This is a genomic window from Streptomyces sp. NPDC031340, assembly GCF_055569945.1.
In genome coordinates this window covers 209,676-222,905 of sequence record NZ_JBVIIE010000004.1, presented here as the reverse complement: position 1 = coordinate 222,905, position 13,230 = coordinate 209,676, and the positions used below count along the sequence as shown (strand labels likewise).

Annotated in this window: 10 protein-coding genes; 3 read left to right on the top strand and 7 right to left on the bottom strand. The window is 74.5% G+C overall.

Annotation, left to right across the window (positions count from 1 at the left end):
• Window positions 1–102: 102 nt before the first annotated feature.
• The 4 genes from ACZ5GT_RS04640 to ACZ5GT_RS04625 all read right to left on the bottom strand — a co-directional run bounded on the left by ACZ5GT_RS04640 (window position 103) and on the right by ACZ5GT_RS04625 (window position 5,573).
• The gene (locus ACZ5GT_RS04640; protein ID WP_469014108.1) at window positions 103–1,629 is read right to left on the bottom strand and encodes a phytoene desaturase family protein; all 1,527 of its coding nucleotides are present in this window, start codon (window positions 1,627–1,629) and stop codon (window positions 103–105) included.
• A 437-nt stretch (window positions 1,630–2,066) separates the two neighbouring features.
• A complete protein-coding gene (locus ACZ5GT_RS04635; RefSeq protein WP_469014106.1) occupies window positions 2,067–2,699 on the bottom strand; it encodes a TetR/AcrR family transcriptional regulator in 633 nt (210 codons plus the stop codon).
• Window positions 2,700–2,746: 47 nt separating this feature from the next.
• Window positions 2,747–4,831, bottom strand: a complete 2,085-nt coding sequence (locus ACZ5GT_RS04630) for a YhgE/Pip family protein (RefSeq protein ID WP_469014103.1) — start codon at window positions 4,829–4,831, stop codon at window positions 2,747–2,749.
• Window positions 4,803–5,573: an ABC transporter ATP-binding protein gene (locus ACZ5GT_RS04625; RefSeq protein WP_469014100.1), complete on the bottom strand. Its 771-nt coding sequence runs from the start codon at window positions 5,571–5,573 to the stop codon at window positions 4,803–4,805. Before ACZ5GT_RS04625 ends, ACZ5GT_RS04630 begins: the two co-directional genes overlap by 29 nt.
• Before the next feature lie 172 nt (window positions 5,574–5,745).
• Here ACZ5GT_RS04625 and ACZ5GT_RS04620 point away from each other — a divergent pair, with 172 nt between their 5' ends.
• The 3 genes from ACZ5GT_RS04620 (at window position 5,746) to ACZ5GT_RS04610 (ending at window position 8,047) form a co-directional block, all read left to right on the top strand.
• Complete coding sequence (locus ACZ5GT_RS04620; protein ID WP_469014099.1) at window positions 5,746–6,312, top strand: SAV_6107 family HEPN domain-containing protein; 567 nt, start codon at window positions 5,746–5,748, stop codon at window positions 6,310–6,312.
• 241 nt (window positions 6,313–6,553) lie between these two features.
• Window positions 6,554–7,381, top strand: a complete 828-nt coding sequence (locus ACZ5GT_RS04615; RefSeq protein WP_469014097.1) for a methyltransferase — start codon at window positions 6,554–6,556, stop codon at window positions 7,379–7,381.
• A gap of 276 nt (window positions 7,382–7,657) precedes the next feature.
• Window positions 7,658–8,047: a DUF3040 domain-containing protein gene (locus ACZ5GT_RS04610; RefSeq protein WP_469014095.1), complete on the top strand. Its 390-nt coding sequence runs from the start codon at window positions 7,658–7,660 to the stop codon at window positions 8,045–8,047.
• 241 nt (window positions 8,048–8,288) lie between these two features.
• On the opposite strand, the gene ACZ5GT_RS04605 is transcribed toward ACZ5GT_RS04610, so the two are convergent.
• Genes ACZ5GT_RS04605 through ACZ5GT_RS04595 form a run of 3 tightly spaced genes read right to left on the bottom strand, consistent with a single transcriptional unit; the run spans window position 8,289 to window position 13,146 of the window.
• The gene (locus tag ACZ5GT_RS04605; protein WP_469014093.1) at window positions 8,289–10,715 is read right to left on the bottom strand and encodes a transglutaminase TgpA family protein; all 2,427 of its coding nucleotides are present in this window, start codon (window positions 10,713–10,715) and stop codon (window positions 8,289–8,291) included.
• On the bottom strand, window positions 10,712–12,109 hold the full coding sequence (locus ACZ5GT_RS04600; protein WP_469014091.1) for a DUF58 domain-containing protein: 1,398 nt from the start codon (window positions 12,107–12,109) through the stop codon (window positions 10,712–10,714). The genes ACZ5GT_RS04605 and ACZ5GT_RS04600 overlap by 4 nt, the downstream gene beginning before the upstream one ends.
• Window positions 12,109–13,146 (bottom strand): AAA family ATPase, encoded by a 1,038-nt coding sequence (locus ACZ5GT_RS04595; protein ID WP_469014089.1) that lies wholly within the window; start codon window positions 13,144–13,146, stop codon window positions 12,109–12,111. The genes ACZ5GT_RS04600 and ACZ5GT_RS04595 overlap by 1 nt, the downstream gene beginning before the upstream one ends.
• Between the last annotated feature and the right edge of the window lie 84 nt (window positions 13,147–13,230).

The following is a 13,230-nucleotide window of genomic DNA, read 5'->3' as shown; positions in this document are numbered from 1 at the left end:
AAATCAACCAAGAAAACCACCCCCGAGGCCACGACCACCCCCCCCCCCCCCCCCCCCCCCCCCCCCCCCCCCCCCCCCCCCCCCCCCCCCCCCCGCCGCCGTTCACTGCGAGCCGCGGAACTCCGGTCCCTCCACGATCAGTCCGGCCACCAGTGCCCCGGACATGCCCGCGTGCGGGAGACCCCCGCCGGGGTGCGACCAGCCGCCGACCCGGTACAGCCCCGGCAGCCGGGTGGTGTTGGCCGGGTGCAGGAAGCGGCCCTCACCGGCGGCGAGCGCCGGAGCGGACACCGCTCCGCGGGGGGTGCCGGTGGCCTCCTCGCCGTCGAGCGGAGTACGCGCCGCACGCCAGAGCAGGCGCTCGCGCAGCCCCGGAATCGCCGCCTCGGCCGCGTCGAGCACCAGGTCAGCGACGCGCTCGCGGATCTCGGGGCGGCTCCAGTCGGCCCGCGCCGGCACCATCGCCGACACGACCGCCGACTCGTGGTCCGCGTCGGGACGCAGGTCCGGGTCGTCCGGCCGCAGCACCGTCACCGTGGGCCGCACCAACTCATCGGGCCGCACGGGCTCGTCGGGCCGCGCGTGCAGCCGGTCCAGTTCCGCCTCCCGGTCGGGGGCGTGCACGACCGTGCGGTGCGCCGCGCCGGCCTCGCGCGGCCCGCGCAGGGCCAGCAGCACCGTGAACCGTCCGGCGTGCGGCGTCGCGCGGTCCGGCGACACGTCGCCCGCGGCGTCCAGTTGATGCCCGGTCAGCGCGTGCAGCCGGGCGGGGTGCACACCGGCGACCACGAAGTCCGCCTCCACGACCGCCCCGTCGGTGAGTTCCACGCCCGCCGCCCGGCCGTCCTTCTCCACGATTCCGGTGACCTCGGCGCCGAAGACGAACTCGACCCTCCGGGCCGTGCAGCGCTCGTACACCGCGCGCGCCAGCTCCCGCAGGCCGCCGCGCACGTACCAGGTGCCGAAGGCGTGTTCCAGGTACGGCAGCACGGCGGCGCTCGCCGGGGTGACGCGCGGGTCGAGCCCGAAGGCGAGGGCGTGGCTCTCCAGCAGCGCGGCCAGCCGCGGATCGCGCAGCTCCCAGGCGCCGACCTCGGCGAGCGTGCCGGCCCGGCGGGTGCGCAGCAGCCGCTTGTGCGGGACGGCCGGATACGGCTCCCGCCCGGCCAGCACCGCCCAGTTCGGCCACAGCGGTTCCTCCAGCAGCGGCCGGCGCGTGCGGTCCCAGGCCTCGCGGGCGCGCACCAGGAAGTCGCCCCAGCGTGCGCCCGCGCCCGCGCCGAGCGCATCGTCCAGGGCGGCGACCACGCCCGCGCGTGAGGCGTTCGGCAGCGCGACCTCGGTGCCGTCGGCGAAGACGTGTCGCGCGGACGGGTCGACCTGGACCAGTTCGACGCACGCCTCCAGCGGCTCCTTGCCCGTCTTGACGAACAGGTCGCGCCAGACCGCGGGCAGCGGCAGCAGTCCGGGACCGGTGTCGAAGACGAAGCCGTCCCGCTCGAAGCGGCCGACCTCTCCGCCGTAGGTCCGCGCACGCTCGTACACCGTCACCCGGTGGCCCGCGACGGCCAGCCGGGCGGCGGCCGCCATCGCGCCCATCCCGGCGCCGATCACCGCAATCCGTCCCATGCCCGCGACTTTATCGACCGCCGCCGGCGCCCCGGCCGCCGAGGTCGGCGCGGTGACCGGCCCGCCGGGCCCGGTCGTGGGGTGTGCGCGCAGCTGAGTACCCGTACCTAGAAGGGGAGATGAGTACGCGCGCGGATGGGGCCGGGGCCGCCGGGACGAGAGAGTGGGGGCACGGAGACGGGCACGGCCGCGGCACCGGCGACACGGGGCGCCGGAACGCGGTGGCCCGCGATCCGCTCCTTCCGCCGGCCGGTGTCGGCGGAAGCGAGGCACGGGGGACCCGGGGGAACGACCACAACGGGGGTCCGACGGGGGAGCACGGGGGAGCACGGGAAGGCGCCGGTCCGAGGCGGCCCGCGGGGGACGCGGCCACAGCGGACCGGCGCCTTCCCGCTTCACGTCCGGCGGGTCATGTCCTGTCGGTCATGTCCGGCGGGTCACGTCCTGTGGCCGCTCACCCGGCCCTGCAGCAGCCTGGACAGCGACGCGTGGACGTCGTCCAGGGAGCGCTCCGGCTGGAACGACTGCCAGTCCAGCGCGGCCACCAGGACCATCCCGACCAGCGCGGCCGCGGTCAGCGGGACGTCGATCTCGTCGCTGAACTCGCCGCCCGCCACACCCTCGCGCAGCACGTCCTCGATGACGGCGACCACCTGCCGGCGCACCACCATGAGGGTGGACTGCCAGGCACGGTTGGTGCGCCACAGCTCGGCCACGTACAGCTGGGTGAAGGACGGGTAGCGGGCGATGAAGGCGAGCCCGGCGCGGATCATCGCGTCCAGGGCGTCGACCCTGCTGCCGCCGTCGCGAACCGTCCGCTCGGCCGCTTCCTTCAGGGACGCGGTCAGCAGCCCCACACCGTGCCGCAGCAGCTCCTCGAACAGGACCGACTTGCTCGCGAAGTTGTAGTAGACCGTGCCCTTCGCGACCCCGGCACGCTCGGCGATCTCGTCCACCGTGGTGGCGGAGAAGCCCTGCTCGGCTATGAGCGTGACGGCCGCCTCGTAGAGCTTCTGGCGGGTGGCCTCGCGGCGCGTGCTGCCGCCCGTCGTGGCGCTGCTGCTTTCCATGGTCCCGATTCTCACAGGAACCGGGCCCGCGGCACTCCTCTTGCGGATCACAGGCTCAGCTCCGGGTGCAGCCGGGCGGGCGTCCACACCTGCCGGCGGCGTGCCGCCAGCGCGGTGAGGGCGAGGGAGCCCGCGGTGAACGCGACCAGCACGGCGCACGCCGTCCACACCGGCCCCAGGCCGCCGCCGGTGACGAGCCTCCTCAGTGCCTCGACGATGTAGCTCATCGGCAGGAAGGGGTGGACGGCGTTGAAGAAGCCGGGACTGGTCTGTACGGGGTAGGTGCCGCCCGCGGAGGTCAGCTGCAGCATCAGCAGGGCGAGCACCAGGATGCGGCCCGCCGCGTCGAAGCGCGCGTTCAGCCACTGCACGATCGCCGCGAAGCACGCCGTCACCAGGAACAGGAAGCCCACCGTGCCGGCCGCCCGCGCCAGCTGCAGGCCGATCGCCCAGTGCAGCACCGACATCAGGGCCGCGGTCTGCAGCACCCCGATCGCCACCACCGGCAGCCAGCCCGCGAACGCGATCCGCCACGCCGAGGAGCCCGCGGCGAGCGCCCGCCGGTTCATCGGCGGGATCAGCATGTACGCCACCATCGAGCCCACCCACAGCGACAGCGGGATGAAGTACGGGGCGAAGCCGGTGCCGTAGTTGGGCGCCTTGTGCAGGTCCCTGGAGGCCAGTTGCACGGGGTCGGCCATGACCTCGGTGCGCCGGTCGCGGTCCTTCTTGTCGTAGTCCGGGATCTTCGCGGCGCCGTCGTGCAGGCCGCCGGCCAGCTCGCCGGAGCCGTCGGCGAGCTTGTACAGGCCGCCGTTCAGGTCCTCGGCGCCCGACTTCAGCTTGCCGACGCCCTTGTCGAGGGCCGCCGCGCCGCTGTCGGCCGTGCCGAGCCCCTTGTGCAGCTTCTTCGCGCCCGCGGCGACCTGTCCGGCGCCCTCGTTCAGCTCGTCGATCTTCTTGACCGCGTCGTCGAGGTCCTCGGAGAGGTGCGGGGCGCGGTCGGCGAGTGCCTGGGCCTGCTCCTGGAGGACGGCCAGGCGGGCGTCGAGCTTCTTCAGGTCGCCGTCCTGGTCGCCGACCAGCGTGTTCACGTCGTCGGCGACCGTCGCCACGTCCGCGGCCGCGTCCTTGGCCTTCTTCAGGTCGGCGCAGGCGGCGTCCGGCGGTACGGCGTCCTCGCAGCGCGCGGTGTAGACGCGGTCCAGGGTGCGGGAGGCCGTGCGGGCGCCCTCGGCGGCGGCCGGCGCCGTCTTCACCAGGGTGGAGAGGTGCTCGCGGACGATCTTCGCGGAGTCGGCGACGAGCTGGGCGGTGTCCCCGATGGTCTTCTCGTTGTCCTTCAGGAAGGGCCCGAGCTTCGCGTCGACCGCGTCGGCCTTGTCCGCGAGCGTCTGCGTGCCGTCCGCGACCTGGCGGGAGCCGTCCTGGAGGTCGCCCGCGCCCTTGTCGAGCTTCTTCAGGCCCTTCGCCAGCCTGCCGCTGCCGCCCTTGGCGTCCTTCAGCCCGTCGGCCAGGGCCTTGGCACCCTTCTCCGCCTTGTCGGCGCCGCTCTTGAGCTTGTCGGCCCCGTTCGCGGCCTTCACGGTCGCGCCGTGGATGTCGGAGAACGAGATGAAGATCCGGTCCAGGTACGACCGCGAGGTCCTGGTGGACGCGGCCCGGCGGACCTCGCTGAAGACCGTCCGCGAGATCTGTCCGACGATGTAGTTGTTCGCGTCGTTCGTCCGTACCTGCAGCGCGCCCGTCTCGGGGGAGTCGCCGGCGCTGGAGGCGACGCGCCGGCTGAAGTCGGCCGGCATGGTCAGCGACAGGTAGTACGTGCCGTCCTCCACGCCCGCGCGTGCCTCGTCCGCGCTCACCTCGTGCCAGTCGAACGTCCGGCTCTCGCGCAGGCCCTCGGCGATGTCGTCGCCGGCCGTGATCCGCCTGCCGTCGGCGGTGGCGCCCCGGTCCTCGTCGACGAGCGCCACGGGGATGCGGTCCAGCCGTCCGTAGGGGTCCCAGAACGACCACAGGTACAGGGCGCCGTACAGCAGGGGCAGCACCAGCAGCGCCACCAGGGCGGCCCGCGGCAGCCTGCCGCGGCCGAAGCGGCGCAGCTCAAGCGCGGCCAGTCGCGGCGAGCGCATCGGCCTCCTCCTTCCCGCGGGCGGCGGGGGATTCCCCGGTGGCCACCGTGACCGTGCCCCCCGGGGCCCCCGGGGTGGCGGGGTCCGCCGGGGCCTCGCTGCACACTGCCACCACCGTGGTGCCGGCCTCGGCGATCGACCTCAGCAGCGCCCACACCCGAGCCCGCTCGGCGTCCGAGAGCTTCAGGTCGGTGTCGTCGACGCCGAGCAGGCCCGGCCGGCCGATCAGCGCGAGGGCGACGGACAGCCGCAGCGCCTCCAGGCGCTCCAGGTCCCGTACGGCGGTGCGCGTGCCCTTGGGCAGGGTCCCGGGGTCGAGACCGGCCGCCTCCAGGGCGGCGTCGATCCGCAGTCTGGCCCGCAGTGCCCGTTCGCCGCGCGGCTGCAGCAGCCCGCGCAGCGAGTCGCCGAACCGCCGCTGCAGCAGCGCCCTTTCCCCGAGGTGCTCGCCGACGGTCAGCGCCGGGTCGAGGTCGGTGACCCCGGCGACGTGGGCGAGCCCGCTGACCTGCCGCACGGCCGCCATCTGCTTCGGCAGCCGCCACTCGCCCACCAGGGCCGACCCCTCCGTGGGCTTCATCCGGCCGGCGAGCGTGAGCAGCAGGCACGTGCGGCCGGAGCCGGACGGTCCCTCGACCGCGATCAGCGCGCCGGGCTCCGCCTCGAACGTGACGTCGCGGAAGGCCCAGCCGCGCGGCCCCCTGACCCCCAGCCCGCGGGCCGTGACTCCGATTCCGGGCACGGTCTTCCCCCTCCCCCATATTTGAACTGACTGGTCAGTACAAAAACTAGCCCGAACTTCAGATCGATGCAAAAGCCCAGGTCGCAACGGATTGTCAGTGGCATACCGCACGATGGGCACATACGGCATCCCGTAGCAGGGCATGCCGTCCACAGACGACAGGAGGTTCGTCATGGCCAGCTACCACGCAGCCGCCGCCCGCCGGCGCCGCGCCACCGGCCCTGCCCCCTCACTGACCGGACCGGCGAGCGACGTTCACCCCGTGCTGCGCCGGGCCACCGCCCCGCCCGCGGCCCTGGACCTGCTCGCCCAGGCCCGCGCCGGACTCGACGAGGCCGCCGTCCTGGAGACGCCGAACGAGCGCTATGCGACGGCGCATCTCGCCGCCCTGCGCACCGCCGCCGCGGTGCTCGCCGCGCGGGGACGCCCGGAGACCAGCGCCCGGCGCCGGGCCCGCATCCGGAGCGCCTGGGAAGTGCTCCCCGAGATCGCGCCCGAACTCGCCGAGTGGAGCGCGCTGTTCGCCTCCGGCGCCCGGCGCCGCGCGCTGGCCGAGGCCGGCATCCAGGGCGCGGCCAGCCGCCGGGACGCCGACGACCTGATACGCGACGTGGCGATGTTCCTGCGCCTCGTCGAGCGCATGCTCGTGCTGCAGCCGGTCCTGCCGCAGCCGCGCCAGGACACCGACCGGCCGGACAGCGGCCCCGACGACCCCCGCCACATGCCGGACGCGGGGTGAGCGGCGTGCGTCCGCGGCGTGTGCCCCGACGGGCGGGCGCCCCGGTGGGCGGCGTGTGCCCGGTGGGGGCGCGCTCCGGTGAGCGGCGCGGCCGGGCACGCCACCGTGGGTGACCAGGGACGGCGGACAGGCAATAGGGTGGAAGACGCCTGACGCCTTACCGTCCCGCCACCCCGGGCCGGGAAGGCAGCCCGTTCGCTCCGCCCCGCACAGGCGGTGCCGCGCCGAGGAGTCAACTGCCGTGTCGGACCCGATGCGCCCGCCCGTCTCCCACCAGCACGCCCATACCGCGTCGCTGCGCTCCGACTCCCCTCGGCCGCGCGCCTCGCTGCGCACCGCCGTGGTCTGGGAGGTCCTCCGGGACGCCCTGGACCGCCTGGTCAAGACCACGGGACGGCAGACGCTGGACGTCCTCGACACCGGAGGCGGCAGCGGCAGGTTCGCGGTGCCCGTCGCCCTCCTGGGCCACCAGGTCACCGTCGTGGACCCCAGCCCGAACGCCCTGTTCGCGCTGGAGCGCCGGGCCGCCGAAGCCGGCGTCGCCGACCGCGTCCGGGGCGTCCAGGGCGACGCCCACGGCCTGTTCGACGTGGTCGAGCGGGGCGGCTACGACGTGGTGCTGTGCCACGGCGTCCTGGAGTACGTCGACGACCCCGCCGAGGGCCTGCGCAACGCGGTCGCCGCCCTGCGTTCCGAAGGCGTCCTGAGCCTCCTCGCCGCCGGCCTCGGCGGCGCCGTCCTCGCCCGCGCCCTCGCGGGCCACTTCAAGGAGGCCAAGCAGGCACTGGAGGACCCGGCGGGCCGCTGGGGCGAAGGCGACCCGATGCCGCGCCGCTTCACCGCCGGACAGCTCACGGAACTGGTCGAGGGCGCGGGCCTGCGGGTGGGCGCGGTGCACGGCGTGCGGGTCTTCGCCGACCTCGTGCCCGGGGTGCTCGTGGACACCGAGCCTGGCGCCCTGGAGGCCCTGCTGAAGCTGGAGGAGGCGGCGGCCGAACTGCCCGCCTTCCACTCCGTGGCCACGCAACTGCATGTGCTGGGTGAGACGCGGGGGACCGGCGAGGCCTGAGCGCCTGCGGTGCCGCGCCGCTGATCAGGGACTTGTGTGCGGATGGAGTACGCCACAGGTCGCCCGATCGGGCGGTCCGCGCCGTATGATCGGAGGGAACCACCCGGCATGACGGGTCGGCCGCTGGGGAATGGAAGTCTCAGCGAGCCCGGGACGTCCATGGCGGGTTCCGGTTGGCCAATTGGCGCAGAGGGGCGGGTTTCACGGGGGCGATTCCCTGCCTATCCTGAAGGGACCCCCGGGTCGCCCCGGCGACTGCACGATGAGGAGGACTCCGTGCCGCTCTCGGAGCACGAGCAGCGCATGCTCGAGCAGATGGAGCGAGCGCTGTACGCCGAAGATCCCAAGTTCGCGTCGGCGCTCGAGGGAAGCGGGCTGCGTACGTACACCCGGCGGCGGGTCTACCAGGCGGTCGCGGGCTTCCTCGTAGGTATCGCGCTCCTCATGGCCGGAATGGTCGCCAAGCAGGTCTGGCTCAGTGTGGTGGGGTTCCTCGTCATGCTGGGCTGTGCCGTGCTCGCCGTGACCGGCTGGCGCAAGGCCCCCAAGCCCGGCGAACACCCCGCCGGCGCCCCGCACGGGCGCCGTCAGGGACGGCCGAAGCGCTCCATGATGGACCGCATAGAACAGCGCTGGCAGCGGCGCCGCGACGAGCAGGGCCACTAGCCCGCCTCCGGCCGACGCCCCCGATCACATCGCTGAGGGGGTGACCACCACAGGTGGTCACCCCCTCACGCATGCCCGGCCCGTACCTGCCGCGACGGAACCGCCCCGCACGCGGCAAGGCCGTATCCCGGCGTCGACGGGCAGGCCGACTGGCGGACACCGGCCCGGCAGCCGCCGAGGGCGGCACCGGGCCGTGCGCAGTGGGTCGGCGGCACGCCCGGGCCGGGCGGGGCGTCGGGGGTCAGCTGCTGTGCTGGCCCGAGGGGCGGCGGGGCCAGGTCGGCCGGCGTTCGACGATGCGGGCCTTCAGAGCCGTCCAGCGGTCGGTGAGTTCCCACCGGGCGCGGACGGCCGAGCGGGGCGCGATCACCGCCCGTACCCGGGTGGCACGGCCGGCCCGGGAGCGCAGCGCCGCGCGCATGCGGTGGACGGCGTCGGGAAGCCCTGGCACGGCCTGCGGGCGCGGAGCGAACAGGACCTGCTCCACGGCGCCCGCGACCCGGTGCACCGACTCCGCCGCCGCCGGGTCCAGCTGCCCGAGCCGTACGATCCGCGCGGCCGCCTTGCGCGGGGTCAGCGCGTCGTCCGGCACGATGCCGTAGTCCCAGGCCGTGTCGACGAGCTCCCGCCAGACGGCCAGGACATGGCCCGCGGCCGCCTCCGCCGCGTACCCGGCATCCGGCTCGGCCCCGCCCGACGCGGCGTGCTGGGCGGAGGCCAGCCGCACCGAGCGTCGGCGCAGCCGCCACGCCATGGGCAGCAGCGGCACCGCGAGCACCAGCAGGCCCAGCAGTGCCCAGCCGCCGATCTGGTACCAGGGCGGGCCGGCGTCGTCCGTCTGCGTCGGCCCCGTCGGCAGCGCGTTGCCGCACGCCTCCAGCTTCTTGTCCTGCGCCCCGCAGCTCGCGCTCGCCGAGGGCTCCGCCGCCGCGGACGCGCCCGCCGACTGCGAGGGCCGCGCCACGTCGGGCAGACTGTTCCCCGGCGTGTCCGTCTGCGTGTACGAGGGAGTCGAGCCCCGGTTGGGAGTCGGCTCGAAGCGGGTCCAGCCCACGCCCTCGAAGTACAGCTCGGGCCAGGCGTGGGCGTCCTTCAGCCCCACCGACACCGAGCCGTCCGCCTGCGGTGTCCCCGGCGCGAAGCCCACCGCCACCCGGGCCGGTATGCCGAGGCTGCGTGCCATCGCCGCCATCGCGAAGGAGAAGTGGACGCAGAAGCCCTGCCTGTCCTTCAGGAAGCGGGCGATCGCCTGCGGCCCGGTGCCGACCTGGACATCGGTGTCGTAGTCGAAACCGCCGGTCACGGCGAAGTAGTCCTGGAGCCTGACCGCCTGCTCGTAGTGGCTCGTCGCACCGTCGGTGACCTCGCGGGCGGTCCGGGCGACCACCGCGGGCACCGAGTCGGGCAGCTTGGTGTACTCGCGCTTCAGTTCCGCGGGCGGCTCCGGCGCGTCGGCGAGCTGCTCCGCCGTCGGCTCCACGTCCAGGCTCTTGACCAGGTAGGTCTTGCCCCGGGTGGTCTGGCCGTGGTCGCCGACCAGCGTCATGCCCACCGGTTCGTAGCGCCACCTGCCGCCGATCTCCACGCCGCTGGGCGGGTAGGGCATCGGCAGCCAGTCCTGGGCGTACCAGTCGGCCGCCGTGATACGGGTCTGGATCTGCGTGCGCCGGACGTCCGCGCCCAGGCCGGCCGGCGTCGGGAACTTGTCCGGCACACCCTCGATGCGCCGCTTGGCCGGCTTCCAGGTGCTGCCGTCGAAGTCGTCGAGCGAGACGATCCGCAGGTACAGGTTCGAGATGTCGTCGCTGTCGGTCTTCAGGGACAGCACCTGACGGTCCGAGTCCACGTTCAGGCTGTCGCGCAGCGACACCAGCGGGTTGACCGCGGAGATCGTGCCGCCGCTTCCGGTGCCGGAGCCCACCCCCGTGCCGGCGCCGTCCAGCAGACCGCCGTTCATCGCGGGCAGCGCCAGCGGCACGGCGAGGGCGATGCCCAGCGCGACCGCGCCGATGCGCCGTCCGGTGCGCACCGGCGCCACCGCGCCGCTGCCCCGGCCGGGCGTGCGCGGCGCGGTGGCGAAGACGCGGCCCCACTGCGACAGCCGGTCCCGGCCCTCGGCCAGCAGCAGCATCAGGTAGCCCGCGGCGGCGACGAGGAACCACAGCCAGTCGGCGCCGCCGTCGGACAGCCCCGCGGCGACCGAGTACAGCGCCAGCAGCGGCAGCCCGGCCGGGGCGGCGCTGCGGAACGTCACGGCGACGGTGTCCACCGCGAGGCCGATCACCAGGACGCCGCCGATCAGCATCAGCCGTATGCCGTCGGACGCCAGCGGCGCCGGTACGGCGTACCGCGCGATGTCGTCGGCGCCCTGCCGCAGCAGGGCGCCGAAGTGGCGGAAGGCATCCGGTCCCGGCACGAAGCCGGCCACGGCCTGCGTACGCGCGAAGACCAGGGTCAGCAGCATCAGCGTCACCAGCGCCTGCGCCGCGATCGTCAGCGGCCGGGCCAGCGGCACCCGCCGGGTCGCCGCGCCCACGCCGGTCTGCACCATCAGGAGCACGGCCGACTGGAGGATCCAGGTGGCCGGGTCGACCAGGGGCAGCAGGGCGCACGACGTCATCAGCGTGGCCGCCCAGGCGCACAGCGCCAGTCGTGCCCGCCCGCTCATGAACCCGCCCCCTCGGTGCTTGCCCCGCCCGCCGCCTTCGCGCCCGTCCCGCCCGCGGCGGCCAGGCCCGTGCGCTCACGGTCCGCCTGCCGCCACAGCGCGTCCAGCGAGGCGCCGCGCGGCACGCCCAGCGCCGTCCAGCCCGCCTCCCGCAGCATCCGCAGCCGCTCCCCGCTCCGGTCCGACGCCCCGGGCACGTCGGTCGCCTCCCGCACCCACGAGCCGCTGTCCAGCACGAACGCGAGAGCGCCTCCGCTGCGCCGGCGCATCTTGGCCGCCACCGTGGCCTGCTCCTCGTCGAGGTCGCCGAAGAAGGCCACCAGCAGCCCCTCGTTCCCGCCGCGCAGCACCTCGTACGCCCGCGACAGGCCCGTGCCGTCCGAGTGGTCGATCACCGCGAGGGTGTCCATCATCATCCCGGCCGCGTCGGCCGTCTCCTGGCTCGCGCCGGCGAACCCGTCGGCGCCCTCCCCGGGCACCGAGTTGCCGGTGTCGGTCAGCAGGCGCACCGAGAACCCCCGCTCCAGCATGTGCACCAGGACGGACGCCGTGGCGGAGACGGCCCACTCGAAGGCCGAGTCAGGGCCCGCGCCGCGGAAGGCCAGGCCCCGGGTGTCGAGGAGGATCGTGCAGCGGGCGCGTTGGGGCTGCTCCTCGCGGCGTACCATCAACTCCCCGTAGCGGGCGGTGGAGCGCCAGTGGACGCGGCGCAGGTCGTCGCCGTAGCGGTAGCCGCGCGGGATGACGTCGTCCTCGCCGGCCAGGGCCAGCGAACGCTGCCGCCCGTCGCCGTACCCCTTGGCCTCGCCGCTCAGCCGCACCGGCGACAGCGCCTCCACCCGCGGGATCACCGTCAGGGTGTCGTACGTCGAGAACGACCGGGTCAGCTCGCACATGCCGAACGGGTCGGTCAGGCGCAGCTGCAGCGGGCCCAGCGGGTAACGGCCGCGCAGGTCGGAGCGGACGCGGTAGGAGACCTCACGGCGGCCGCCCGGTTCGACCCGGTCGAGCACGAAGCGGGGCCGCGGGCCGAGCACGTACGGCACCCGGTCCTGGAGCATCAGCAGGCCCGTCGGCAGCCGCGAGACGTTGTCCATGCGCAGGTGGACGCGGGCCTCGCTGCCGGCGGGCACGCGCTCGGGGGACAGGCGCCGGCTGCCGGCCACCCGGTAGCGGGTGCGGTAGAGGACCAGCGTGCAGACCAGGGGCAGCGTGGCGAGCAGCAGGCCGACCCGCAGCAGGTCGCTCTGCCCGAGCACGTAGGCGCAGACGGCGGCCGCGACACCGGCCGCCAGGAAGGAGCGCCCGCGGGTGGTCAGGCCCGCCAGGGCGGCCCGGACGCCGCCCTTCTCGCCGCGGTCGGCCTCCGGGTTCCCGGCCTGGCCGGTGGTCATCACAGCCTCCGCGGCGGCTGCTGGCCGTAGGCCGGGCCGTGGCCGAGACCGCCGAAGCCGTTCTGCTGCTGGGGCGCCGCGGGCACGGGCGTGCGCTGCAGGATCTCCTGGACGACCTGCTCCGCGGTGCGGCGGTTGAGCTGGGCCTGGGCGGTGGGCAGCAGCCGGTGGGCCAGTACCGCGACGGCGAGCGCTTGCACGTCGTCCGGCAGCGCGTACTCCCGCCCGCCGAGGGCGGCGGCCGCCTTGGCCGCGCGCAGCAGGTGCAGCGTGGCGCGCGGGGAGGCGCCGAGTCTGAGGTCGGGGTGGGTGCGGGTGGCGGCGACCAGGTCCACCGCGTACCGCCGGACCGTCTCGGCGACGTGCACGCCGCGGACGGCCTCGATCAGCTTCACGATGTCGTGCGCGTGCGCCACGGGCTGCAGGTCCTCCAGGGGGGACACCCCGCCGTGCACGTCGAGCATCTGCAGCTCGGCCTCCACGCTGGGGTAGCCCACCGAGACCCGGGCCATGAAGCGGTCGCGCTGCGCCTCGGGCAGCGGGTAGGTGCCCTCCATCTCGACCGGGTTCTGCGTCGCCACCACCATGAAGGGGCTGGGCAGTTCATAGGTCTGCCCGTCGATGGTGACCTGACGCTCCTCCATCGACTCCAGCAGGGCGGACTGCGTCTTCGGCGAGGCGCGGTTGATCTCGTCGCCGATCACGATCTGCGCGAAGATGGCGCCCGGCTTGAACTCGAAGTCGCGGCGCTGCTGGTCCCAGATGGACACCCCGGTGATGTCCGAGGGCAGCAGGTCGGGCGTGAACTGGATACGCCGCACCGAACAGTCGATGGACCGCGCGAGCGCCTTGGCCAGCATTGTCTTGCCCACGCCGGGGACGTCCTCGATGAGCAGATGTCCCTCGGCGAGCAGCACGGTCAGCGAAAGCCGTACGACCTCGGGCTTGCCCTCGATCACTCCTTCCACGGAACTGCGGATCCGCTCCACAGTGGAAGTCAGATCTCCAAGGCTCGCTCGATCGTCATAGGTCGTCACCCGGCCCTCCTCGGCCCGTTCTTTCTCCGGGCCGACGCACTGTGGTGCGGACCGGCCCACCCCTGGAACACGGACACCACACGT